Source organism: Acinetobacter sp. ANC_7588 (assembly GCF_056783995.1).
This window is the reverse complement of sequence record NZ_JBWYIU010000007.1, coordinates 131546-155929: the sequence shown is the minus strand read 5'-3', so window position 1 is coordinate 155929 and position 24384 is coordinate 131546. Positions and strand designations below refer to the sequence as shown.

Here is a 24384-nt window from a genome sequence, read left to right as displayed (position 1 = left end):
CGTACAATAAAAAAGTTAATTGGATTAGGAACGTTTCAATGCCACCATTTGTCTTGGTCGATGGGTCATATTTTTTATTTCGTGCTTATCACGCACTACCACCGCTAACGACGTCAACAGGTTTACAAACCAACGCAATTCGCGGAGCTATTTCTGCTATCCAAAAATTAATGCGTCGTGTTCAACCTACACACATGGCTGTCATTTTTGACACACCTGAACCAACTTTCCGTCATCAACTTTCCCCAATATATAAAGGGGATCGACCGAGCATGCCTGACGAACTCGCTCAACAAATTCCGTATTTACATAATTTAATTCGTGCTTTAGGTATCCCACTCCATGCCATACCTGGTGCGGAAGCCGATGATATCATCGGTACGCTGGCAAAACGTGCAGAAAAAGAAGGCTATCAAGTCTTGATTTCCACAGGCGATAAAGACATGGCTCAATTGGTCACGGACAAAGTGACACTTGAAGACAGTTTTAAAGACAAGCCCATGGATGTGAATGGCGTTTTTGAAAAGTTTGGTGTTTGGCCGAACCAAATTATTGATTATTTAACCCTCATGGGAGATGCCTCTGACGGCATCATGGGCGTTCCTGGTATCGGGGCAAAGACTGCGGCTAAACTGCTGAATGAATATGGTTCAATAGGCGGAATTCTTGAAAATGTCGATAAAATTAAAGGCAAAGTAGGCCAAAATATTAAAGACAATGCAGATGGTATTGCGCTAGATCATCAGCTAGCAAGTATTGTTTGTGACTTAGACATGAATCTGACCTACGATGATCTTAAACTCCGAGATCCAAATGTTGCAGAGTTACGTCAGCTTTACACCGAACTTGAGTTTAGAAATCAACTTCAGTCTCTAGATCATCCCAACAATCCAAATAGTGCTGCGTATAAACAATCAAGTCAAGTTATCGCAAAACCGAGTACTGCAACATCGAAAATCGAAGACCAAGCGGTTCAAACTAGTGTAGATGATCAGCTTGGCGAGGCAACTTACCATACCGTTTTAACACCAGCGGATTGGGAAAAACTCTTTCAAAGATTGACTACTGAGAAACGCTTTGCTTTCGATACTGAAACCACAAGTTTAGATTATCGTGTTGCAGAGATGGTAGGCTTCTCTGTGGCATTTGATGCCCAAGATGCATATTACGTTCCGCTTGCTCACGATTATGAAGGTGCTCCAGAGCAATTGGATCGCGACGCTATTCTTGCGCAAATCAAACCAATTTTAGAAAATGCTGAGATTGAGAAGATTGGTCATCATTTAAAATATGATGCTCATATTCTCGAAAATCATGGAATTCATTTACAAGGCTGGTACTTTGACACCATGCTTGCCTCGTACGTGCTCAATGCTGTGGCGACGCGCCATGGTATGGATGACGTTGCGCGCGTTTATCTTAGCCACTTAACCACCACTTACGAACAAGTGGCGGGCAAAGGTGCTAAACAAAAAACCTTTAATCAAATTGAAATCGAAACAGCAGCTCATTATGCCGCTGAAGATGCCCATGTAACCTATCGTTTGTATGAGGTATTGGAGCGTAAGCTTAAAGAAATCCCAGAGCTTCTCAATATTCTTCATCAAATCGAAATGCCGACAGCTGCAGTTCTGACGACGATGGAAGAAAATGGAATTCAGCTCGATTTGAGTTTCCTCGATCAATTGGGTCAAGAATTTTCTAATACAATTCTAGAGTTAGAAAATCAGATTATCGAAATCGCTGGTCAACCTTTTAATGTCAGCTCACCTAAGCAGGTGGGTGATATTCTTTTTGATAAGTTAGGTTTAAAAGGTGGTAAGAAAACTTCAACAGGTCAATACAGTACTAGCGAAAGCATTCTTGAGAAAATTGATCACCCGATCGCTGCACTTATTTTAGAATATCGTGGCTTGTCTAAATTAAAAAGCACCTATACTGACGGTTTAATCAAACAAGCCAATAACGAAAGTCATCGTGTTCATACCAGCTACCATCAAGCTTTAACCGCAACTGGACGATTATCTTCTACTGATCCTAATCTTCAAAATATTCCAATTCGCGAAGAGATCGGTCGTCAAATCCGAAAAGCTTTTGTTGCACCTGAAGGTCGGGTTTTACTTGCTGCCGATTACTCACAAATTGAACTACGTCTTATGGCACATTTTTCACAAGATGAGGCTTTAGTTGACGCGTTTAATCACGGCCAAGATGTTCATCGCCGTACTGCAGCAGAAGTATTAAATATTGCTTTGGATGATGTAACCAATGATCAACGTCGCCAAGCCAAGGCAGTCAACTTTGGATTACTTTATGGCATGTCTGAGTTTGGTTTAACACGTCAGTTGGGATTCACACGCGAAGAATCTCAAAATTACATTAAACAATATTTCCATCGCTATCCTGGCATTTATGAATATATGCAACGCACACGACAAGTCGCATTAGAACAAGGCTTTGTTGAAACCATTACAGGGCGACGCTTATACACCCCAGATATCGATGCGCGCAATATGATGATTCGAAAGGCAGCTGAACGCGCTGCAATTAATGCGCCTCTTCAAGGTTCTGCTGCGGAGATTATCAAAATGGCAATGATCGAAGTAGATAAAATTTTACCTAAAGATCAGGCCAAATTATTATTGCAAGTTCACGATGAATTAGTGTTTGAGGTAGATGAAGCGATCGCTGACGAGATCGCTATTAAAATCGCAGATGCAATGCAAGGTGTTGTTCAACTCTCTGTGCCACTTGTTGTTGAAGTCGGCAAAGGGAAAAACTGGGGCGAAGCGCACTAATTTCTAAGATTCTTAAATTGTAAAAAAGGACTCATTTGAGTCCTTTTTTATAAAATTGTTAAAATCCGTAATCTAGATTTAACCAATTGATTTCAACATGATTTCAGCAATATAAAGTGTAAAGAATGCAAGGATTGGAGATAGATCAATCATCCCTAAATTTGGCATTACTTTACGGAATGGTGCCAACATCGGTTCAGCTAATTCTTGAATCACTTCAATATAAGGTGAACGTGTTTGTGAAAACATCAAAATCCAACTACATATGATGTAAGCGAACAGTAAATATTTAAGAATCGAAATTAATGCCTGCAACATTGAAAGTACTGTTGAACCAATAAAGTACAATACATCGCCTGTTGGTAAGGCATTTAAATATTTATAGCCAAATACCTTAAGAAAATACAACAACACGATCAGCACTAAAGCTGCTAGATTTACACGCCCCTGTGCCACAGTTGGCAAGATTCGTCCAAACACATCTACAATTTTAGTTGCTTTCACTGTCGATAGCACAACAGGGTTATATGGACTGACTGCCGCCAATTGCATTAAAAAACGGAAAAATACCAATAAAATCGCAACATTAATGATAATGTCAAAAAATAGCGCAGAGTTCGCACCCATACTTCAATTTTCCTAAAATTTAATTATTTAGAACTATCACTTAATTCCTGAGCGAGCTCCTGACTGCGTTTTTTTGCAGCCGCAAGAGCAGCTTGAATATTCTGTGAAATTTGCGCTCGATCAAAAACTTCCAAGGCCGCTTGAGTTGTACCATTTGGTGATGTCACATTTCTACGCAGTTCAGATGGCGTATTAGAACTGGTGATCGCCATTTGTGCAGCACCGAGAGCTGTTTGTAGCGTTAATGCTGTTGCAGTTTTCTCATCCAAGCCTAAATTTTTCCCAGCACGAATCATACTTTCCATCATATAGAAAAAGTACGCTGGACCTGACCCCGATACCGCAGTTACTGCATCAATTTGCTCTTCTGAGTTTACCCAAAGTGTTAAGCCTGTTGCAGCTAAAATCTGACTTGCCAATTCACGCTTTGCTTGGTCAACAACGTCATGAGCATATAAACCATGGGCACCTGTTTGAACCAATGCAGGTGTATTAGGCATGACACGAACGATAAACTCCGTCCCCGTTAATGCAGCAATCGTTGCAATTTCAGCTCCTGCTACAATCGAAACAATTAACTTATTCTCAAATTTATCTTTTAACGGTTTAAGAACTTGTGCCAGTACTTGTGGTTTCACCGCCAGAACAACAACATCAGCATTTTGGATCGCGTCTTCATTATTGTCTGTAACTTGAATTTCTTTTTCTTTTAATAACTCTCTCACACGTTCTACAGGATCGGAAACTGTAATACGCGTTGTTGGTAAACCACGACTAATCAACCCTCCAATTAGGGCTTGAGCCATATTACCACCACCAATGAAACAAATATTACAGTTTAACGCAACACTCATGAACGACTCTCAACCTTGATTTTATAGCGATGAAACTAACTTTGGCTGCCAACCACCGACTTCACAATACTCTGATTCAGCCAGCCAAAACCCTTTTGGCGTGAAAACACCAAGCATAACATTATCTAAGCTTAAAATTTGAATAGTATGACGCTTCCATGGAAAAATTTGTGCCTCTTGAATTGCTTTTTTTAATGGCCATTTCCCCACACGTCCATGCAAATGGACTTTTTCCCCACCTTGACGATAATGCAATGTCAAAGGCTGATTTAAAAGTTTTGTACGCAGACCATACTCTTCCTGATGTTGGCAGATCTTAAATTGACCCGAAGCTAAATTTACAACTTGCTGGATTTCAAATTTTATTTCTGAATCAGTTGTATTCGATTCTGCTAAGTATTCATCCTTAGCAACTCGATATAAGATGTTTTGGAAACGAACATAATATTGTCCATTCCAATGCAATGCTGCTTGTGCATCAGGTTTCGCCAAAATAACTTCTTCAGTCAACCGCTCTACCATCTCAAATGCAGGACGGTATTGATCCTTACCTTTCATCCAATTGGATAAAAGTTGTCTTCTTCTTGCTAAACTTAATTGATTGAGTTGTCGTAAATCTAGATGATCATCATCGCCACAGAACGCCAAATCTTGCTGTAAAACCTCTTGCAAAATTTCATCCGCATCTTGCATCAGCACACTAGTTCTCACAATCGCCTGTTGCATTTTTGGGAATCGGCTTTGCAAAATATTCCAAAGCTCATGACGGCACCAAGCTCGATCATAATGCGTATCAAAATTGGTCGGGTCATCCACGTAGGGCAATTTGAGTTGTTCTACCCATTGGCAAATCTGCTCACGACTTAGATTCAATAGTGGTCGCCAAATAATGATGTCTTCACGTGAATCTAATAATTTCATCGCGGACAACCCCTGTATTCCAGCACCAGAGAACAAACGTAATAATACGGTCTCAGCTTGATCCTGCTGATGATGTGCCAGTACTAAAATATCTGTGTCGGATAAATGATGTTTAAAAGCCTGATAACGTGCTGCTCGAGCTTGCTGTTCCAAATTCCCTTCAGCAACTTGAACTGTCTCGAGAACCACAGGGATGTGCGCTGCTATACAAAATTGATGGACGAATTCAGCCCATTCCTGATTTGCAGATTGCAACTGGTGGTTAATGTTAATTGCACGGATTTTTTGGGGAATTAATTGAGACATGAGATACAGCAACAGCATGGAATCCATGCCGCCACTACATCCCACTAAGAACGTGTGTTCATCACCAAATTTGGCAATTTGTTTTAAGAAGCTAGACCTGAATTGTCGCTGCCAAACTTCATTAAACGTTGGTAACGTGCTTCGCATCTTGCATTTGCATCCATTGGAACAAGCTCATCAAGTGCAGCTTGTAACACATGTTTTAATTTATCCATGACTACGTCTGGCTGAAGATGAGCACCCTCACCTTCATCTACAACATACTCAACAATACCAAGTTCTTTCAGTTTATCTGCAGTGAGTGCAAGTGCTTCACTCGCTTGCTCTGCTTTTTCAGCAGTTTTCCAAAGAATTGAGGCACAACCTTCAGGTGAAATCACAGAGTAAATACTGTGAGAGAGCATAATCACACGATCTGCAACGCCAATGCCTAATGCGCCGCCAGAACCACCCTCGCCTAGAACAGTCGCGATGACAGGTACTTTTAAACTTGAGAGTTGAGCTAGACTCGTAGCAATTGCTTCTGCTTGTCCACGCTCTTCAGCACCTACACCAGGGTATGCACCCATGGTGTCAATAAATGTGAAAACTGGAAGATTAAAGCGTTCAGCCATATTAAGTAAACGCTGAGACTTGCGATAGCCTTCTGGATTACTCATCCCAAAATTATGCTGTAACTTTTCACGTGTACTACGACCACGATGTTGACCAACCACCATCACAGCCTGACCATTAAAACGTGCTAAACCGCCAACCATTGCACCATCATCACCATATAAACGGTCACCATGAAGTGCATCAAATTCTGTAAAAATTTCGCTCACATAATCTAAAAATTGTGGGCGATCTGGATGACGCGCAATTTGAACCGTTTTCCATGCTTTAGATTGAGCAGCTTTATTTTTCATAAGTCGATGAATATCCCTAAATTAACTATGACGTAGTTAACTAATAAAATTCGCTTATCAGCTTCTGTTAGCCAATAAATTGTTCCGACTGAATATTCAAAACGATATCCCAATGTTTAAATTGCACCTGCTCATCATGCAGCTCTGCAACCAACAAAGGCCATTGTTTTGCATCACCAGAAACTTTCAGTTGCCATTGTTGCTCATCTAATATCTTTAATTCAATGGCAGGAAGCATCTCATCGCTTCGGCTGTGATTCAGCAAAATTGCGAGACGAAGGAGCAAACATAGATAGACAAGTTTAATTCCACCGACTTTCGTCACATCATTTTTTGCTTCAGCACGCAATTTACGGCGATGATGAGCGACCAAATGTGACAAATGATTTTGATCAATTTGTGAAAAACCAGCAATGTCAGAATGCTGAAGCAAATATGCGCCATGACGATGATAACCACTATGACTAATGGCTAAACCTATTTCATGAAGATAAGCTGCTCGACGTAGCAAATCACTATCGTCATTATTTAGACCAAGCGTTCCTGCCACGCTATCAAATAATTGTTGAGCCGTTTCAACAACACGTTCTGCTTGTTTTTGATCAGCACCATAACGCCCCATCAAGGCTTGTACGCTACGATCTCGAATATCTTCATGCTGGAAGCGCCCGAGCAAATCATACATTACACCTTCTCGTAAGGCGCCATCTGAATAGACCAGCTTATCAACTTGAAGAACTTCAAATACAGCGTATAAAATCGCAATACCCGCAGGTAGGACTGCACGACGATCTTCCTTAAGACCCTCAAATTCCATGTCTGAAATATGTTTATATTTGAGTAATTTATCTTTAAGTTTTTCCAAGCCTTCACGAGTCAAGTTTTCCTGATCATCGCTCCAGCCCATATTTACCGCAATTTGACGACAGGCTTTAATGGTTCCACTTGAACCGACAACAGTATCCCATCCTGCCGCACGATAAGTTGTCGCGATACCCGAGATTTCTTTGCGTGCAGCAGTCACCGCACGATCGAAAGCTTTTGGATTAATATCGCCGTCTGCAAAATAGGCCTTCGTAAATGCAACGCATCCCATTTGCACGGATTCAGTATGAATCGGCTCAAACTCTTCACCAATGATTAACTCAGTCGAGCCACCACCAATATCAATCACCAAACGGCGACCGCTGTTCGCCATAGTATGTGATACACCTAAATAAATTAAACGTGCTTCTTCACGACCAGCAATAATTTCAATAGGTTTAGGCAGAATTTCAGCTGCTTTTTGAATGAATTCATGCCCATTTTTAGCTTGGCGCAACGCATTGGTGGCGACAATTCTTAAGCGATTGGATTGGACTGAACTTAGGCGCCCTACAAATCGAGCTAAGCATGCTAAACCACGTTGTTGAGCAGCTTCTGTCAAATTTTTATTTTCATCTAAACCTGCGGCCAATTGGACCTTTTCAGACATCGATGCGACTTTTTTTACCTCACCATGATCAACTCGAGCAATCGCCAAGTGGAAGCTGTTTGAGCCCATATCAATGGCTGCAAGGAGTTCTTCATCAATCAAAAAATCAGACATTGTTGCGCTAAGTTCAACCAGAATTGTGCCTAGATTAATTCACATAACTGTAATTTAAAAGCCATTTATTTAGTCAATTTAACGACTATTTAAAAAATCATCATATATGACAATTGTGTTACACCGATCATGGAAATCGTGAGCATCAATTAGACATTTACAGAATTTAGTCCGAAAATAAACCCTATCCCCTACTTTGTTAAAGTGGTCTATGTAATACTTATATACATAGATAGACCGTTTTCAAAAAATTATTCGGAGCAAATTCCATGTCTGCTAATATTGTTAATACAACTGATGCTAATTTTGAAGCTGACGTTTTAAATTCTGACACGCCAGTTCTTGTTGATTTTTGGGCAGGCTGGTGTGCGCCATGTAAAGCTATTGCTCCTGTACTTGAAGTTTTAGCAACTGAATACGAAGGTAAGGTTAAAATCGTAAAAGTTGACGTAACTTCATGCGAACAAACTGCTGTAAATTACAATATTCGTAATATCCCAGCTTTATTGATGTTCAAAAATGGTGAAGTTGTTGCTCAACAAGTTGGTGCAGCTCCTAAATCTAAACTTGCAGCTTTTATTGAAGAAAATATCTAATTCTTTCAATTTTAATTGCCTTGAAAGCGTCAAATTTTTGGCGCTTTTTTTGACGGTAAAATTGACAAAGAGCCATATCTCACTTATATTGCATGATCAAGAAACACTTGGACAATTTCTCCTCGTTTCTTACAATACACAAAACATAAGATCGCCGCTCGGCTAAAGAAATTGTTTACACATTTCTCCTCGAAAGAACTTACTAGATTCTGAGTTTGTTATTGTGCAAATCAATTGCTGCTCTTTTCTTGCACTGCGGATGTCTTTTGCTTCTATTCTATCTGTGTTCCACACTTCCTTTTAATTCAATCGACCATTTATGAACTTAACTGAACTCAAGAAAAAACCGATAGGCGAACTCATCAAAATTGCTGAGTTCATGGGCCTTGAAGGAATGGCACGTAACCGTAAGCAAGACATTATTTTTGCCATTTTGAAACGCCATGCTATGAATGGTGAAGAAATTTTCGGCGATGGTGTTCTTGAAATTCTGTCTGATGGTTTCGGTTTTTTACGTTCTGCAGCAGGGTCTTACCTTGCGGGTCCAGATGACATTTATGTCAGCCCTTCTCAAATTCGCCGCTTCAATTTGCGCACTGGGGATACGATTACAGGTACGATTCGTCCACCAAAAGAAGGCGAACGTTATTTTGCACTTTTAAAAGTGAATCAAATTAACTACGACACGCCAGAAAACTCTCGCAATAAGATTCTTTTCGAAAACTTAACGCCTTTATTCCCAACTGAACAATTAGTGATGGAGTTAGGAAATGGTTCGACTGAAGATTTAACTGCGCGTGTTGTCGATTTAGTTGCTCCAATTGGTAAAGGTCAACGTTCAATTATTGTTGCACCACCTAAAGCTGGTAAGACAATGTTGATCCAAAACATTGCTCAATCTATTGTTCGTAATAATCCTGAATGCTTCCTAATCGTTCTTCTCATTGATGAGCGCCCAGAAGAAGTAACAGAAATGGAACGTACCGTTCGTGGTGAAGTTGTTGCTTCAACATTTGACGAATCACCTGCACGTCACGTTCAAGTCGCTGAAATGGTGATTGAAAAAGCGAAACGTCTGGTAGAACACAAAAAAGACGTTGTTATTTTGCTTGACTCAATTACACGTTTAGCACGTGCATATAACACTGTTATTCCATCATCAGGTAAAGTTTTAACTGGTGGTGTTGATGCCCACGCTTTAGAACGTCCAAAACGTTTCTTCGGTGCTGCACGTAATATCGAAGAAGGTGGTTCACTTACGATCATTTCTACTGCTTTAATTGAAACTGGCAGTAAAATGGATGAAGTCATCTACGAAGAATTCAAAGGTACAGGTAACCAAGAAATTACGCTTGATCGCCGTATTGCAGAGAAGCGCGTATTCCCTGCGATGAATATCAAGAAATCTGGTACACGTCGTGAAGAACGTCTCATGGATGAAGATAAACTACGTAAGGTTTGGATTTTACGTAAGCTTCTCCATCCTATGGACGAACTTGCTGCGATGGAATTCTTACTTGATCGCATGAAGGAAACCAAGACCAATGATGATTTCTTCGATCAAATGAAACGCAAAGCTGCCAACTAATACGCAAAAGGCCATCATTTATTGATGGCCTTTTATTTGGGTTGACACCATTTACATAAATACACAATACCGACTTTTGAATGTAACTTTTCTTGCAAGTATGTGATTTTTATCATCTTGTATTTTAATTCCCTTTATTTTTTAAGTATTTACTTAGTATTTCTCCAATTCAAAATGCAAAAATGATTGTAATTTTCTGTTAAAAATAGGGGCAAATTTCTCATTTTTTAAGCATTTTTTCATTTCGCCTAGTAGTAATTCAAAATACTCAGTGATAGCATGTCGGCATACCAGTTAGGCTGCTCCATGCGTTATTAACCTTACTAACGTTAGGAATAATAAAAGCACACAACAGACTAACCGGGTTTTTTGTCTCAATTTATTTTAATGAGAGTGATGCCATGTTATTCAAAAAAATTGCTATTGCTGCTGCCGTTGCTACTACTTTAGCTTTCGTTGGTTGTGCTAAAAAAACTGAAGAAGCTGCTGCTGACGCAAACGCTGCTGCATCTGAAGCTGTAGAAGCTGCTTCTGAAGCTGTTGTAGCTGCTGACGCTGCTGCTGTTGAAGCTTCTTCTGAAGTTGCTGCTCAAGCTGACGCTGCTGCTGCTGAAGCTACTGATGCTGCTGCTGAAGCTACTGACGCTGCTGCTGACGCTACTGCTGCTGCTTCTGCTGCTCAATAATCTAAAGTTTAGATTATTCGAAAAAAAGAGAACCTTTGGTTCTCTTTTTTTATGCGCTGAATTTTATGAATACGCATAAAGTTAAGAGCATAAAAAAACCTGAGCTGAGCTCAGGTTTTTTTATGTTATTTGATCAAGCGATTAATCGACTTGCTCTGTCCCTACACGCTGTCTAAACTTTTGACCAGCACGGAAGGTCACTACACGGCGAGCAGAAATAGGAATCTCCTCACCTGTTTTTGGATTACGCCCTGGACGCTGACGCTTGTCACGCAGTTCGAAATTACCAAAACCCGATAATTTGACATGTTCACCTGCAATTAATGCCTGGCTAATTTCATCAAAAAACAACTCAACCATTTGTTTAGCTTCACGACGATTTAAACTCGTCAGCTCACTCAAATGATCAGCCATTTCTGCTTTTGTTAATGCTGTCATGAGGCCCTCAATGTCGCTTGGTAAGTGTTTTCTAACACTTGTAAAATATTATCCATACCAGATTTAATTTCAGCATCCTCAAGCGTGCGACTCGGATGCTGCCATAAAAGTGCAAACGCCAATGAACGTTTACCCTCTTCTACACCTTGACCCGTATACACATCGAATAACCAAGAAGAATCAAGTAACTCTCCTCCAGTTTTTTCGATAAGTTGCTGAATTTCACTAACATTAATCTTATCACTAATTAAAACTGCAATATCACGTCTCACTGAAGGAAATCGTGATAATTCTGTAAAATTAGATACATAAGTTTGCAAAACAGACGATTGATCGAGTTCTGCTACCCATGTCGTTGCGAGATCAAGCTCATCTTCAAGCGATGGATGTAAACGACCAATATAACCAATTGATTGTCCGTCCACTAAAATTTCAGCAGATTGACCTGGATGTAACCATGAACGCTCTGAACGCACATATTCTACTTGAACTCGCCCAGCCGCCAATACAGCCTCAATTTCACCTTTAAAATCGAAGAAATCCATTGGCTGAGGTTTAGCATGCCAAGATTCCTGATTCTTCGCACCTGTTGCCACAATCGCAAGTGTAGGTATTTGCTTAAGATCATGAATACTGGTGGCTTCTTGATAATCAAAACGTAAGCCAAGCTCAAAGAAGCGTACGCGACTTTGTTGACGATTAACGTTGTATTGGACACAAGGAATTAAGCTTGAAAGTAAAGTCGAACGCATTACCGCCAAATCACTTGAAATTGGATTTGCCAATGCCAAAGGATTTACACTTGGATTTAACTGTTTTTCAAGTTTTAGATCAGCAAAACTAAAGCTGATTGCCTCTTGATAACCAAGAGCAACCAAAGTTTGACGTAATTGTGCAACTTCAAATTGATCTTGGTATTTTGCAAGTTTCACATCAATCACAGGCAAGCTGATTTGAATGTTGTCATAACCATGAATACGCGCAACCTCTTCAATTAAGTCTTGGTAGATTGCCATATCATAACGATGTGATGGCGGTACGACAGACCATTGACCTTGTGCTTTAATTGCTACCTGACAACCTAGACGTGTTAACGCATCAGTAATAAAGTCAGAGTCAACTTTATAACCAAGAAGTTGATCAACTTGCGCCTGCTCAAGCTCGATTGCTTCTCGTGTTGGTAATACTGCTGGATTTTCTGCTACCGTAATTGGACCAAATTCACCACCTGCAAGCTCAGAAATCAACTGAGATGCACGGTGCATTGCGATCATTGGAAGTTCGAAATCTACTCCACGCTCATAGCGCTGAGACGCATCTGTATGTAAACCGAAGCTACGCGCACGACCTGCGATATGAAGCGGTGCAAAGAATGCTGATTCAAGGAAGATTTCAGTCGTTGCGTCTGTCACCGATGAAGACAAGCCACCCATGATGCCCGCAATTGCTAATGCTTTTTCGTCATCTGCAATCACCATCACGTTGTCTTGCATTTCAACTTCTTGCTCATTCAAGAGAACAAGTTTTTCACCTGCAGTTGCTTGACGAACGTGTACCGCACCTTGAACTTTACCACCATCAAATGCGTGAAGCGGTTGACCCAACTCCATTAATACATAGTTGGTAATATCAACCAAGATACTGTGCTGACGGATACCAGAACGAGCCAGTGCACGCTCCATCCATTCAGGAGTTGGCGCTTTGGTGTTGACGTTTTTGATCACACGACCTAAGTAACGTGGGCAACCTTCAGTAGATACAACGACCTTCTTTTCATCAGCAATCGTTGCAGCCACTTCTTTAATTTCAGGCGCAGTCACGGGAAGTTGGTTAATCACACCAATTTCACGTGCAATCCCACGAATACTGAAACAGTCACCACGGTTTGGTGTGATACTAATATCAATCACGTTGTCATCAAGGTCTAGATATTCACGTACGTTTACACCGACTGGCGCGTCCGCGGGAAGCTCGAGTAGACCGTCGATTTTATCTTCTAAATCAATTTCAGATGCACCGCACAGCATACCCTGTGATTCAACACCACGAAGCTTACCTTTTTTGATTTTAAAATCACCTGGCAATACTGCACCGATGGTTGCTACGGGTGCTTTCATTCCTGCACGTACATTAGGTGCACCACAGACGATTTGTAATGGTTCACCCACACCAATGTTGACAGTCGTTACACGTAAACGATCTGCATCTGGGTGCTGTTCTACCGTAAGTACTTCACCTACAACCACACCTGTAAATGGTTTTGCAGCAGGAGATAAATCATCTACCTCAAGGCCAAGCATGGTCAGTTGGTCAGATAAAGTATCGCTATCGATGGCTGGGTTAACCCATGTGCGTAGCCAATTTTCGCTAATTTTCATTGATATAAAACCTGTAATTCAAATCTCTAGAATCCTCCCTCTAACCCCCTTTGCTAAGGGAGAGAACCCCAAATGATTCTGTGGAGTTCCTCAAGTTAGGAGAGGATTTAATAAAAAGTTTTAAGCAAACTGGCGTAAGAAACGCACATCATTTTGGTAGAACATACGCAAGTCGTTTATGCCATAACGAAGCATTGCAAAACGTTCAACACCTAAACCAAATGCAAAGCCTTTGTACTTGTCTGGATCAATACCCGCTGAACGAAGAACATTTGGATGTACCATGCCACAACCTAATACTTCTAACCATTTTCCTCGCTCATCCATGATGTCGACTTCAGCACTTGGTTCTGTGAATGGGAAGTAAGATGGGCGGAAACGTACTTTCAAGTCTTTTTCAAAGAACTCATTCAGCAAATTAACCAATAATCCTTTTAACTCAGCAAAGCTCGTATTTTCTGCAACGTACAAACCTTCAATCTGGTGGAACATCGGAGAATGTGTTTGGTCTGAGTCACAGCGATACACACGACCTGGACATACAATACGAATTGGTGGTTGCTGTGTTTCCATCGTTCGAATCTGTACACCAGAGGTATGCGTACGAAGCAAATGGTTTACATCGAAGTAAAAGGTATCGTGCATTGCACGCGCAGGGTGATGACCAGGAATATTTAATGCCTCAAAGTTGTGATAGTCATCTTCAACCTCTGGACCAGTCGCAACAGAAAAACCTGCTTTCGTGAAGAATTGACAAATACGCTCTTGTACTTGGGTCACTGGGTGGATACTGCCCACCTGTTGACCACGACCAGGCAACGTGATGTCGATCTGTTCACTTGCTAATTTTTGTTCTAGTGCAGCTTTTTGTAATGCAGTTTGACGCTCAGTTAATGCGCCATTAATCGCTTCTCGAACTGAATGAATCTGCGCACCAAAAACCTTACGCTCTTCCGGATCCATTTTACCCAGTGCTTTCGATTGTTCAGCAAGCTGGCTTTTCTTACCCGTAAATTGCACTCGAACCTGATCGAGTGTTGCAAGGTCTTGAGCTGCTGCAATGGCAGCGAGCGCTTCAGTGGTCAGGGCTTCCAGTGACATAGTAACTCTCAAAGCAACAAATATAAAAAATAATATAACTGCGCATTCTAACAGCTTTTATAGCTCCGTATGAAGATCAGCAAGTGTTAAAATTGGATGTGGAATTAAATTGGAAATTACATTTATAAAAAGTTTAAGATATGCGCAATGATCATTGAGAAGATATGTCATGGCATTAGATCAAATTTGGAAACAACAGCTCACACTCGTGACTTACGGCAATGAGTTTTTAAGTCAGGATTTAAGTTTTCAACACTGGAAAAATCATGCGATTTTTAATCAGCACCATTTCCTTTTTCGAGATTTAAATACGCAACACTTATTGGCACAACATTTCCAAGTTTGGTTAGAAAGCTTAAAACGTCAGGGTGTCACACGCTTAAGCCTACATAACTCAAGTTTATTAATCGATGAAAAAAATCCCAATCCAAATGTTGAGCTTTTACCATATCCCCATTTCATTGTCAGTCATCACCGCAATGTAAAAACAGCATGGATCTGTGGTAAAGAACTTGCCGAATGGTATAGTTCTGAACAAGACTTCGACATACCAAACAACCAAACACTCCCTGCACGAATTGAAACATTTTGGCGTTTTGATCTATCCACCCAACATATCAAACGTGTTGAGGCAGATCTTCAAGCACCTAATTGGAATGATATTCACGACTACACAGAGAATGAGCTGTTCGATCGCGCATTAGCACAAGGGGTGGAATCCGTTAAACGTGGCGCAATCTTTTATGGTACTGACGATCAATCACCCTCCAACGCTGGAGCTGCCTTACCATTACTGCCACAAGATTATGCAGCACCTTATGCCAATGAAACCTTAGTGCGTTTCATGCATCTAGAACAACATTTAAAGATTCAAAAACGAAAGCTTTTGGAGCAAGATCATCAAGAATCTCTTGAGGAAGAAAAACAACTGAAGGTATTTCAACAAAAGTTAGATGACCTGAGTGCAAAATTCATTACTAAAGTAGCAAATCACTATAAAACTGCTCATTTAAAAAGCCCCGAAATTCACTCCCCTTTGGATGAAGCCTTAACACATACTCAACATGGAAAACGCTTTTTCAACAATGATTCCAGTTCTCACCAACCCACACCTAAAACAGGTAAATCAAATGTGTTTGCCCTCATTTTAGTCACTGCAATAATCTGTTTCTGCGCTTACTATTTTGGACTGTGATGTTTTAAAAATTCATCTAATTGTTCAGTTTTATGAAAATGTAGCCACTTTATATGATGATATTGAGTGGCATTCATCATCTGCAAATATTTAAGTCTATTTTTCCCATGTGTTTGGACTACCCACAATATTATTGAGTCTTTACTTAACAATTTCGCCCAATGTTCTCTATTGTTAGAATTTTTCCATATTTTCTTTTGGCTAATCACACGGTATAGCGACCTCTTAATCACACGATAAAGATTTACGCGTAGTGAAAAATCCAACCACATCACAGTGTCGATCTCACTTAAGATTAAATTTTGAATCAGAGAATAATTACCATCAATCACGAAGCCCTTATTCATAGACCTAACACGATTTATAAATTTTTCTTGAAATTCTATTGAAGATGACTCAGTCCAGTTATCCAACCAAAAGAGATTATCAAGTTCAATATGATCGACTTGCAGTTGAACAGCCAACTTACGTGCAAAGGTTGTTTTCCCAGATGCTGCTGTACCGACGACCATAATTTTATTCATACTAATCTCTTGGCTTTATTTGGTCGTAAACAATGAAAATAAAAAAGACCGCTAAAAAGCGGTCTTTTTCTCATCTACGATGATTAAGCAGCTAATGCGCCTTTAGCTTTTTCAGCTAAAGCAGCAAATGCAACTGCGTCATGCATAGCGATGTCAGCAAGTACGCGACGGTCGATGATCACTTGAGCTTTTTTCAAGCCATCGATCATACGGCTGTACGACAAACCATTTTGACGTGCACCAGCATTGATACGCGCAATCCATAAAGCACGGAATTGACGTTTCTTTTGACGACGGTCACGGTAAGCATATTGACCTGCTTTGATTACCGCTTGGAACGCTACGCGGTAAACACGTGAACGAGCACCATAGTAACCTTTAGCGCGAGCAAGAATTTTTTTGTGACGGCGATGAGCCTGTACACCACGTTTTACACGAGCCATTTATAATCTCCTTAGATGTACGGGCACATACGACGAACTGAAGCAACGTCACTTACGTGAACCATTACACAGCCGCGCAATTGACGAATACGCTTAGCAGATTTTTTGGTCAAAATGTGGCGTTTGAACGCTTGTTTACGCTTAAAACCGTTAGCAGTCGCTTTGAAGCGTTTTGCTGCACCACGGCGAGTTTTCATCTTAGGCATAACAACCTCTTTTGAACACCTGTTCGGCTCGTTTGCACCATTACAATACGACCTGCAGGTAAGGGAGCGAGTATTCTATAGCATCTTTGCGCAAAACAAAAGCACCGTTAATCTTGATTCAGACAAATTAATCTTGATGAGTTTTACTCTACGAAAATTTAGAACAAACCAAGATACACCCAGTAAATAAATAGATATCGACCTGTTTTCGCTATACCCACCACGAAGATAAATTTCCAGAATTTTTCTTTCAAGATTCCTGCAATTAAGGTGATTGGATCACCAATGATAGGCACCCAACTTAAAAGAAGTGACCATGTACCATACTGCTGATAAGCCCGTTGAGCACGAATCATTTGATCTGACTTAAATGGAAACCACTTTTTGGTTTTAAACTGCTCTATTTTTAAGCCCAACCACCAATTAACGCATGAACCCATCACATTCGCTACACTTGCAACAAAAATAAGCATCCACGGCGAAAATTGTTTTAGAGCAAATGACCCCAACAATATTGCTTCGGACTGTAAGGGCAATAAAGTTGCGGCTCCAAAGGCACTTAAGAACAATAAAATCAGATTCATTTACTGGACTTATTCACCGCTAGAAGTTTCTGAGTTTTACGATATTCTTTTATCGACCAAGCAATTGCTAACACTACTATGATGGCACGTAGCACCGTATATTTACTCGTTGTCGCTGGAATCACCTGTTTTAATTGATCCCTAGAATCTGGTTCGATTGCTGCAATGATATTTTGCACATGAAATATTTCGACGATATAAGAAGCAACACAGAGTAAAATACCAGCAATAATTGCCCAGTATACTTTTGAATTAGATTCAACAATTTTGCTAAAATTTAAAAAAAAATCCTTCATGGCAGTTCTCCATAAAAAAACCACCGAATGGTGGTTTAGATATGTAGAGTTTATCACACTTAAATCCGTGATCTACTTTAGTAGTGCAAGCGCCTTTTGTACCGCTGGTCTCTGTTGGATACGTTGAATATAAGCTTCCACTTCAGGAAACTCTGCTAAACGAATACTTTGCCACTCGTGCCGCATCAACCAAGGGAAAATTGCCATATCCGCGATAGAGTACTCACCTGCCACATAGTCTTGCCCAACTAACTGCTTATTGAGCACTCCATATAATCTTTTGGTTTCTGTAATGTAGCGCTCGATCGCATAAGGGATTTTCTCTTTAGCAAATTTAGCGAAATGATGATTTTGACCTAACATCGGTCCTAGACCACCCATTTGCCACATCAACCACTGTTCGACCTGAATCCTCGCGATTTCGTGCTGAGGATAGAATTGTCCCGTTTTACGTCCTAAATATTGCAGTATTGCACCAGATTCGAAAATCGAAATTGCTTGATTATTCGGTCCATTTTGATCAACTATCGCAGGAATTTTATTATTAGGAGAAATCGTAAGAAAGTCAGCTTGGAACTGATCATTTTCTAAGATATTGATTGGATAGATTTGATAATCTAAAGCCATTTCTTCGAGTGCAATTGTTATTTTTAATCCGTTGGGTGTTCCCCAATAATATAAATCGATCATTACAGTTCAGGCTCCATATGCCCTTTGTTGATTGATTTATCCACCATAAATCATTTCAAACCAAACAACAAGGATAGAAATTTTTTATTTATAAGTTATAAAAAATCAATTATTTATAAAATATTTTTAAAAATTTTTAAATTTATTATTGAAAAATTTCGGTCTGAACCTATATAAAAAATTGCCAGATTTATGATGATCATCTGGTTCTGTTGATGATAGTCATGACAGAACAACATTCTTATTTTTATGACTTTGCTGACCTCAGGAGGTTTTAATCATGAGTAACTTAAATCTTCATCCATTGTTTCGTCGTAGCATTGGTTTTGATCGTTTAAACGATTTTATTGATTATGCAATGCAAAGTGATGCTCCAAACTACCCACCTTATAACATTGAAAAAAAAGGTGAGAATAAATATCGCATCGTCGTCGCTACTGCAGGATTTAGTCAAGATGAGTTAAATATCAGTCTTGAAAATCAGCTTCTCTCGATCACAGGAAAACCAGAAGCTATTCAATCTGAACAAACCGAATATCTTCATAAAGGAATTGCGCGTCGTTCATTTAAATTATCGCTTCGCTTAGATGAACATATTGAAGTTCAACAAGCAGATTATGAAAATGGCTTATTAGTGATCGACTTAGAGCGTATCATTCCAGAAGAGAAATTACCTCGACAAATTCCAATTGGCAAAAAACTTCTGTTAGAAAATACAGAGTCTACTGAAAAAACAGTTCATGTCGAATAAAGCATCGAACTTAATGAGTCACAAAAAAAGCCGATGCAAAAGTATCGGCTTTTTTTATAGATCAAATCTACAGGTACTTTGAGCAACGAATTTCCTGATGTGCTGATGTGCAATATAAAAAATCCTTTTTGGGTCATCTTTCAAGACAGTAAACACTCTAAACCTATTCAGTTTTACCATCCATCTAGAATTTTCTATGCATAAGTACGAGTTTACCTGTCGAAATAATTACATTTTTTACTCAAGCCACAAAATGATTCGAGAAGTTTAAAATATAAGTTTATTAGACTTCACTAAAGTACTGCCTGATGGAAATATTCAACTGATGATTTATACCCCAACTACAGTCGTTCCTCTCTTTACTAACTCAGGATGTACCTATATCCCTTCAATCAACATATAAAAAAGCCCTGCATGTGCAGGGCTTTTTCTCTAAATCGGTTTTACTTTTTCTTTTTAGGACCAAGTAACATACCCATTTGACGGCCTTCCATTTTTGGTGCTTGTTCCACTACACCGATTTCAGCCACATCAGCTTCAATCTTTTGTAATTGAGCAAGACCCAATTGTTGGTGAGCCATCTCACGACCACGAAAACGTAGAGTAATTTTAACTTTGTTGCCTTCTTCAAGGAATTTCAGAATAGCACGCAACTTAACATTGTAATCACCAACGTCTGTACCAGGACGCAACTTGATCTCTTTAACCTGAACTTGATGCTGCTTTTTCTTAGCATCTTTTTGCTTTTGCTTCAGATCAAATAAATGCTTGTTGTAATCCATGATTTTACAAACAGGCGGCTCTGCATTCGCAACGATCTCAACGAGGTCAAGATCAACTTCTTCTGCAGCACGCAACGCTTCAGCAAGTGAAACGATGCCTTTTTGTTCTCCGTCAGCGCCAACGAGACGCACTTCTTTCGCACGAATCTCATCATTTAATGCAGGACGATTGCTTTTAGCACCTTGTTGTTGGTTACGGTCAGGCTGTTTAATCTTTCTTACTCCACAATATACCGGCCGCGTTCGGCTACGGCTACTTTCACTAAGTCAACGAATGCATCGATAGACATAGTACCTAAATTTGTTCCAGAGCGAGTACGTACATTCACTGTACCTTCCTCTACTTCTCGATCCCCAAGCACCAATAGGTATGGAATACGCTCTAAAGTACGCTCACGAATCTTAAAGCCGATTTTCTCATTTCTCAAGTCTGAAATCGCTCGAATGCCATTTTCTTGCAATTTAGCGACGACTGACTGACAAGCATCTGCTTGAGAATCGGTAATATTCATCACACATGCTTGAATTGGTGCCAACCATGGTGGCATAAATCCAGCGTAGTGTTCAATAAGTATACCAATAAAACGTTCAAAACTGCCAAGAATTGCACGATGAAGCATCACAGGATGATCACGATCGTTGTCTTCAGTGACATAAGATGCATCTAAACGTAATGGCAAGTTAAAATCGCATTGGATTGTACCGCACTGCCAGATACGACCTAAACAATCTTTCAAAGAAAATTCAATTTTAGGACCGTAGAACGCACCCTCACCAGGTTGTAAATCCCAAGCGAGACCTGCTGCATCCAGTGCGTCAGCTAAAGATTTTTCAGCAACATCCCAAAGCTTATCATCCCCTACACGCTTTTCTGGACGTGTTGAGAGTTTCATTTGCACTTCTTCAAAACCGAAATCTTTATAAACATCTAAAGTCAGTTTGATAAAGTCAGCAACTTCTTGACCAATTTGCTCAGTTGTACAGAAAATGTGTGCGTCATCTTGGGTGAAACCACGAACACGCATAATCCCATGTAATGAACCCGATGGTTCGTTACGGTGACATGAACCAAATTCAGCAAGACGAATTGGTAAATCACGGTAAGATTTTAAACCTTGGTTAAACACTTGAACATGACATGGGCAGTTCATTGGTTTAACGGCATAGTTACGGTTTTCAGAATGTGTAGTAAACATGTTTTCTGCATAGTTTGCAGCATGTCCTGATTTTTCCCACAGACTAAAATCGACCACCTGAGGTGTGCGAATCTCTTGATAACCATTGTCCTGCTGAACTTTACGCATGTATTGTTCTAAAACTTGATAGATCGTCCAGCCATTTGGATGCCAGAACACCATGCCTGGTGCTTCTTCTTGCATGTGGAACAGATCAAGCGCTTTACCAATTTTACGGTGGTCACGCTTTTCAGCTTCTTCAATACGTTTGATATAAGCAGCCAACTGCTTCTTATCCGCCCAAGCCGTACCATAAATACGTTGAAGTTGTTCGTTTTTCGCATCACCACGCCAGTAAGCACCTGACATCTTCGTCAACTTAAATGACTTTAAGAATTTAGTGTTTGGTACGTGTGGACCACGACACATATCCACATATTCTTGATGATAATAAAGACCCATTTGAGTCTCATCTGGCATATCTTCGATGAGGCGTAATTTATAATCTTCACCACGCTCAGTGAATACTTTGATCACTTCATCACGAGGTGTCATCTTTTTAATGACATCATAATCTTGATCGATGAGCTTTTTCATACGCTCTTCGATGGCAGCCATATCATCTGGTGTAAATGGTTTTTCACTGTAGATATCGTAATAGAAACCATCTTCAATGACAGGTCCAATCACCATCTTTGCTTCGGGGAAAAGCTGCTTCACTGCGTGACCAACTAAATGGGCACAAGAGTGACGAATAATTTCAACACCTTCATCATCTTTAGGCGTAATGATCTGCAACGTGGCATCATCAGTGATTAAGTCACATGCATCAACTAGATGGCCGTTTACACGACCTGCAACCGTATTTTTTGCAAGACCTGGACCGATGCTTTGAGCAACTTCCATGACAGAGACAGCTTGATCAAATTGTTTTTGATCGCCGTTTGGCAAAGTAATAATTGGCATAAAAAATCCTTAAGGAGTGATGCCCCGTACAATGGAGCATGTCACCGCGAGATTATGATCGAGGCGAACCTCAAAAGATAAAAACGGTGGATAAATAAAATCGCTAGAGATTTTACACGTGTCACGTTGTTTAATAAACCGTTAATCGAGCATTAGGCGATAGCAGTTTTAATTGTGACAAAAATAGTTAAAATATATTCCCAATTTAATATTTAAACCAATATTATCCCAATTATAGAAAAATAATCTTTTATACTTTCTATTAGATGATCAACATACTTTTAAACAAATAAATATAACCCACTGAAATCATTAGGCAGGTCATATGAAATCTCACCCACTAATTGCTTGGTCTACACTCCAGCCGCTTAAACCCGCATATGCTTTAGCAGCCAATGTGGATCTTGTTGTTCTTCGTCTTGAAGATCATGATGAAGAAAAAGTCGTAGTCATGTATGGTCGTTGTCAGCATCGCGGAGCACTCATGTCCGATGCCCATATTCAAGGCGACAAAATTGTATGTGGCCTTCACGGCTCTCATTACCTCTATAAAACTGGCATTAACCCGAGATATCTCAATAAAAATCTGCAAAAATTTAAAGCTTGGATTCATGATGATCATGTCTATGTTGACTTAGAAGAAATCGAAGCTTGGGAAAAAAGAAATCCACAGCAATTCAACCGTGATCGTTATCAAGGACTCTACGCAGATTCTCAGCCTGCTCCTGAAGAGCCACACAATAGATTCATCTTAGAATTAGCTCGAAATGGTCTAAAAAATTTCGGTCATCATGGTCCTACCGCAGCCATGGGTGTGCCTTTTGACAAACTTCCAAAATGGGAAGATATTCAACTGGTCACAGCTCAACTTTGGAAAGTTCCTCTACTGGATGATGCCCCCGTTGCAAGCGAAGTGATTATTGGACCAAATGCAAAAAAACCATTGAGACTCAATATTCCATTATTTGTTTCCGACATGAGTTTTGGAGCTTTATCGCAAGAAGCAAAAACTGCACTGGCAATGGGTGCGGAAATGGCAGGTACTGGCATCTGTTCTGGTGAAGGTGGAATGTTAGATGATGAACAAGCCTCGAATTCACGATATTTTTACGAGTTGGCCTCTGGTCGTTTTGGCTATGACATTGAAAAAGTAAAAAAATGCCAAGCTTTTCACTTTAAAGGTGGACAGGCAGCAAAAACAGGAACAGGCGGACATCTACCCGGGCATAAAGTGGTCGGAAAAATTGCAGAAGTACGTGGTTTAGAAGAAGGACAATCTGCGATTTCTCCCGCAACCTTTCCGGATTGGACTGAACTTTCACAGTACAAGGAGTTTGCAAACTATATACGCGAGCAGACAGGTGGCATTCCGATTGGCTTTAAACTGTCTGCACAGCATATCGAAAAAGACATTGATGCTGCGATTGCGATAGGTGTGGACTACATTATTTTAGATGGTCGTGGTGGTGGTACAGGTGCAGCACCAACATTATTCCGTGACAATATTTCAGTGCCGACCATTCCTGCTTTAGCACGGGCACGCCGTCATTTAGATCGTTTAGGACGTCGTGACATTAGTTTGGTCATTACAGGTGGCTTACGTGTCCCTGCTGATTTTATTAAAGCCTTAGCGCTGGGTGCAGATGCCATTGCCGTGTCTAACTCTGCCATGCAGGCAATTGGTTGTTTGGGAATGCGCGCGTGTAATACAAATGAATGCTCTGTCGGTATTGCAACACAAAAAGATCATTTGCGTCGAAGACTCGAAATAGAAAAATCAGCACAGCAACTCGCCAACTTCTTCAATGCTTCAGTCGAGTTGATGCAAGTAATGGCGCGTGCTTGTGGGCATGACCATTTAAGTAAATTTAATTTGGATGACTTAACCACTTGGAAAAAAGAAATCAGTGAATTAACGGGCATCCATTACGGCGGCGTCCAATAAATTTCAAACCAATGCTAAAAAGGGATGATTAACTTCAT

23 protein-coding genes are annotated in these 24384 nt (G+C 40.2%); 7 read left to right on the top strand and 16 right to left on the bottom strand.

Features of this window, described 5'->3' with window-relative positions:
* The first annotated feature begins 38 nt into the window (after positions 1-38).
* Complete coding sequence (gene polA, locus AC1M9J_RS08630; RefSeq protein ID WP_481596272.1) at positions 39-2798, top strand: DNA polymerase I; 2760 nt, start codon at positions 39-41, stop codon at positions 2796-2798.
* A gap of 78 nt (positions 2799-2876) precedes the next feature.
* On the opposite strand, the gene AC1M9J_RS08625 is transcribed toward polA, so the two are convergent.
* From AC1M9J_RS08625 to ppx, 5 genes are all read right to left on the bottom strand, one after another.
* On the bottom strand, positions 2877-3425 hold the full coding sequence (locus tag AC1M9J_RS08625; RefSeq protein ID WP_481588726.1) for a YggT family protein: 549 nt from the start codon (positions 3423-3425) through the stop codon (positions 2877-2879).
* Positions 3426-3448: 23 nt separating this feature from the next.
* Positions 3449-4279 (bottom strand): pyrroline-5-carboxylate reductase, encoded by an 831-nt coding sequence (proC, locus tag AC1M9J_RS08620; RefSeq protein ID WP_035268555.1) that lies wholly within the window; start codon positions 4277-4279, stop codon positions 3449-3451.
* A 21-nt stretch (positions 4280-4300) separates the two neighbouring features.
* Positions 4301-5653, bottom strand: coding sequence for a tRNA lysidine(34) synthetase TilS (gene tilS, locus AC1M9J_RS08615; protein ID WP_481596271.1), 1353 nt, complete (start codon positions 5651-5653; stop codon positions 4301-4303).
* Positions 5590-6414 carry an acetyl-CoA carboxylase carboxyltransferase subunit alpha gene (locus tag AC1M9J_RS08610; protein WP_092768357.1) on the bottom strand — a complete coding sequence of 275 codons (825 nt, stop codon included), beginning with the start codon at positions 6412-6414 and terminating at the stop codon, positions 5590-5592. The genes tilS and AC1M9J_RS08610 overlap by 64 nt, the downstream gene beginning before the upstream one ends.
* Positions 6415-6481: 67 nt before the next feature.
* On the bottom strand, positions 6482-8002 hold the full coding sequence (ppx, locus tag AC1M9J_RS08605) for an exopolyphosphatase (protein ID WP_035268561.1): 1521 nt from the start codon (positions 8000-8002) through the stop codon (positions 6482-6484).
* Between the two features lie 269 nt (positions 8003-8271).
* Between ppx and trxA the strand changes: the two genes are divergently transcribed.
* The 3 genes from trxA to AC1M9J_RS08590 all read left to right on the top strand — a co-directional run bounded on the left by trxA (position 8272) and on the right by AC1M9J_RS08590 (position 10872).
* Positions 8272-8598 (top strand): thioredoxin, encoded by a 327-nt coding sequence (gene trxA, locus AC1M9J_RS08600; protein WP_035268564.1) that lies wholly within the window; start codon positions 8272-8274, stop codon positions 8596-8598.
* A 319-nt stretch (positions 8599-8917) separates the two neighbouring features.
* Positions 8918-10186 carry a transcription termination factor Rho gene (gene rho / locus AC1M9J_RS08595; protein WP_035268567.1) on the top strand — a complete coding sequence of 423 codons (1269 nt, stop codon included), beginning with the start codon at positions 8918-8920 and terminating at the stop codon, positions 10184-10186.
* A gap of 401 nt (positions 10187-10587) precedes the next feature.
* Positions 10588-10872, top strand: a complete 285-nt coding sequence (locus AC1M9J_RS08590; RefSeq protein ID WP_035268570.1) for a hypothetical protein — start codon at positions 10588-10590, stop codon at positions 10870-10872.
* A 141-nt stretch (positions 10873-11013) separates the two neighbouring features.
* On the opposite strand, the gene AC1M9J_RS08585 is transcribed toward AC1M9J_RS08590, so the two are convergent.
* The 3 genes from AC1M9J_RS08585 to pheS form a co-directional block, all read right to left on the bottom strand.
* Positions 11014-11310, bottom strand: coding sequence for an integration host factor subunit alpha (locus AC1M9J_RS08585; protein ID WP_035265376.1), 297 nt, complete (start codon positions 11308-11310; stop codon positions 11014-11016).
* On the bottom strand, positions 11307-13688 hold the full coding sequence (gene pheT / locus AC1M9J_RS08580; protein ID WP_481610015.1) for a phenylalanine--tRNA ligase subunit beta: 2382 nt from the start codon (positions 13686-13688) through the stop codon (positions 11307-11309). The genes AC1M9J_RS08585 and pheT overlap by 4 nt, the downstream gene beginning before the upstream one ends.
* A gap of 120 nt (positions 13689-13808) precedes the next feature.
* Positions 13809-14789: a phenylalanine--tRNA ligase subunit alpha gene (gene pheS, locus AC1M9J_RS08575; protein ID WP_035265373.1), complete on the bottom strand. Its 981-nt coding sequence runs from the start codon at positions 14787-14789 to the stop codon at positions 13809-13811.
* 169 nt (positions 14790-14958) lie between these two features.
* Here pheS and AC1M9J_RS08570 point away from each other — a divergent pair, with 169 nt between their 5' ends.
* A complete protein-coding gene (locus AC1M9J_RS08570; RefSeq protein WP_035265371.1) occupies positions 14959-15984 on the top strand; it encodes a hypothetical protein in 1026 nt (341 codons plus the stop codon).
* Here AC1M9J_RS08570 and AC1M9J_RS08565 read toward each other — a convergent pair.
* From AC1M9J_RS08565 to AC1M9J_RS08540, 6 genes are all read right to left on the bottom strand, one after another.
* Positions 15969-16508: a P-loop NTPase family protein gene (locus AC1M9J_RS08565; RefSeq protein WP_092768349.1), complete on the bottom strand. Its 540-nt coding sequence runs from the start codon at positions 16506-16508 to the stop codon at positions 15969-15971. The genes AC1M9J_RS08570 and AC1M9J_RS08565 overlap by 16 nt on opposite strands.
* 83 nt (positions 16509-16591) lie before the next feature.
* Complete coding sequence (rplT, locus tag AC1M9J_RS08560) at positions 16592-16951, bottom strand: 50S ribosomal protein L20 (RefSeq protein WP_004867327.1); 360 nt, start codon at positions 16949-16951, stop codon at positions 16592-16594.
* Positions 16952-16962: 11 nt separating this feature from the next.
* Positions 16963-17157: a 50S ribosomal protein L35 gene (rpmI, locus tag AC1M9J_RS08555; RefSeq protein WP_004278281.1), complete on the bottom strand. Its 195-nt coding sequence runs from the start codon at positions 17155-17157 to the stop codon at positions 16963-16965.
* Between the two features lie 158 nt (positions 17158-17315).
* Positions 17316-17741, bottom strand: a complete 426-nt coding sequence (locus AC1M9J_RS08550; RefSeq protein WP_035265367.1) for a YqaA family protein — start codon at positions 17739-17741, stop codon at positions 17316-17318.
* Positions 17738-18037, bottom strand: a complete 300-nt coding sequence (locus tag AC1M9J_RS08545; RefSeq protein ID WP_035265366.1) for a hypothetical protein — start codon at positions 18035-18037, stop codon at positions 17738-17740. Before AC1M9J_RS08545 ends, AC1M9J_RS08550 begins: the two co-directional genes overlap by 4 nt.
* A gap of 72 nt (positions 18038-18109) precedes the next feature.
* Positions 18110-18727: a glutathione S-transferase family protein gene (locus tag AC1M9J_RS08540; protein ID WP_481587547.1), complete on the bottom strand. Its 618-nt coding sequence runs from the start codon at positions 18725-18727 to the stop codon at positions 18110-18112.
* A gap of 280 nt (positions 18728-19007) precedes the next feature.
* On the opposite strand from AC1M9J_RS08540, the gene AC1M9J_RS08535 reads away from it, so the two are divergent.
* Positions 19008-19478, top strand: coding sequence for an Hsp20 family protein (locus AC1M9J_RS08535; RefSeq protein ID WP_179998611.1), 471 nt, complete (start codon positions 19008-19010; stop codon positions 19476-19478).
* 443 nt (positions 19479-19921) lie between these two features.
* Here the strand turns inward: AC1M9J_RS08535 and infC are convergent, their stop codons facing one another.
* Complete coding sequence (infC, locus tag AC1M9J_RS08530; protein ID WP_081403231.1) at positions 19922-20473, bottom strand: translation initiation factor IF-3; 552 nt, start codon at positions 20471-20473, stop codon at positions 19922-19924.
* A gap of 5 nt (positions 20474-20478) precedes the next feature.
* Positions 20479-22401, bottom strand: a complete 1923-nt coding sequence (gene thrS / locus AC1M9J_RS08525) for a threonine--tRNA ligase (protein WP_092768341.1) — start codon at positions 22399-22401, stop codon at positions 20479-20481.
* Between the two features lie 325 nt (positions 22402-22726).
* On the opposite strand from thrS, the gene AC1M9J_RS08520 reads away from it, so the two are divergent.
* Entirely contained in the window at positions 22727-24346 is a 1620-nt protein-coding gene (locus AC1M9J_RS08520; RefSeq protein WP_481952159.1) for a glutamate synthase-related protein, read from the top strand.
* Positions 24347-24384 lie beyond the last annotated feature (38 nt).

Excerpts from the sequence above, each read along its gene's own strand:
- polA (WP_481596272.1), top strand. The coding sequence starts at position 39 with ATGCCACCATTTGTCTTGGTCGATGGGTCATATTTTTTATTTCGTGCT.
- AC1M9J_RS08625 (WP_481588726.1), bottom strand. The coding sequence starts at position 3,425 with ATGGGTGCGAACTCTGCGCTATTTTTTGACATTATCATTAATGTTGCG.
- proC (WP_035268555.1), bottom strand. The coding sequence starts at position 4,279 with ATGAGTGTTGCGTTAAACTGTAATATTTGTTTCATTGGTGGTGGTAAT.
- tilS (WP_481596271.1), bottom strand. The coding sequence starts at position 5,653 with ATGCGAAGCACGTTACCAACGTTTAATGAAGTTTGGCAGCGACAATTC.
- AC1M9J_RS08610 (WP_092768357.1), bottom strand. The coding sequence starts at position 6,414 with ATGAAAAATAAAGCTGCTCAATCTAAAGCATGGAAAACGGTTCAAATT.
- ppx (WP_035268561.1), bottom strand. The coding sequence starts at position 8,002 with ATGTCTGATTTTTTGATTGATGAAGAACTCCTTGCAGCCATTGATATG.
- trxA (WP_035268564.1), top strand. The coding sequence starts at position 8,272 with ATGTCTGCTAATATTGTTAATACAACTGATGCTAATTTTGAAGCTGAC.
- rho (WP_035268567.1), top strand. The coding sequence starts at position 8,918 with ATGAACTTAACTGAACTCAAGAAAAAACCGATAGGCGAACTCATCAAA.
- AC1M9J_RS08590 (WP_035268570.1), top strand. The coding sequence starts at position 10,588 with ATGTTATTCAAAAAAATTGCTATTGCTGCTGCCGTTGCTACTACTTTA.
- AC1M9J_RS08585 (WP_035265376.1), bottom strand. The coding sequence starts at position 11,310 with ATGACAGCATTAACAAAAGCAGAAATGGCTGATCATTTGAGTGAGCTG.
- pheT (WP_481610015.1), bottom strand. The coding sequence starts at position 13,688 with ATGAAAATTAGCGAAAATTGGCTACGCACATGGGTTAACCCAGCCATC.
- pheS (WP_035265373.1), bottom strand. The coding sequence starts at position 14,789 with ATGTCACTGGAAGCCCTGACCACTGAAGCGCTCGCTGCCATTGCAGCA.
- AC1M9J_RS08570 (WP_035265371.1), top strand. The coding sequence starts at position 14,959 with ATGGCATTAGATCAAATTTGGAAACAACAGCTCACACTCGTGACTTAC.
- AC1M9J_RS08565 (WP_092768349.1), bottom strand. The coding sequence starts at position 16,508 with ATGAATAAAATTATGGTCGTCGGTACAGCAGCATCTGGGAAAACAACC.
- rplT (WP_004867327.1), bottom strand. The coding sequence starts at position 16,951 with ATGGCTCGTGTAAAACGTGGTGTACAGGCTCATCGCCGTCACAAAAAA.
- rpmI (WP_004278281.1), bottom strand. The coding sequence starts at position 17,157 with ATGCCTAAGATGAAAACTCGCCGTGGTGCAGCAAAACGCTTCAAAGCG.
- AC1M9J_RS08550 (WP_035265367.1), bottom strand. The coding sequence starts at position 17,741 with ATGAATCTGATTTTATTGTTCTTAAGTGCCTTTGGAGCCGCAACTTTA.
- AC1M9J_RS08545 (WP_035265366.1), bottom strand. The coding sequence starts at position 18,037 with ATGAAGGATTTTTTTTTAAATTTTAGCAAAATTGTTGAATCTAATTCA.
- AC1M9J_RS08540 (WP_481587547.1), bottom strand. The coding sequence starts at position 18,727 with ATGATCGATTTATATTATTGGGGAACACCCAACGGATTAAAAATAACA.
- AC1M9J_RS08535 (WP_179998611.1), top strand. The coding sequence starts at position 19,008 with ATGAGTAACTTAAATCTTCATCCATTGTTTCGTCGTAGCATTGGTTTT.
- thrS (WP_092768341.1), bottom strand. The coding sequence starts at position 22,401 with ATGCCAATTATTACTTTGCCAAACGGCGATCAAAAACAATTTGATCAA.
- AC1M9J_RS08520 (WP_481952159.1), top strand. The coding sequence starts at position 22,727 with ATGAAATCTCACCCACTAATTGCTTGGTCTACACTCCAGCCGCTTAAA.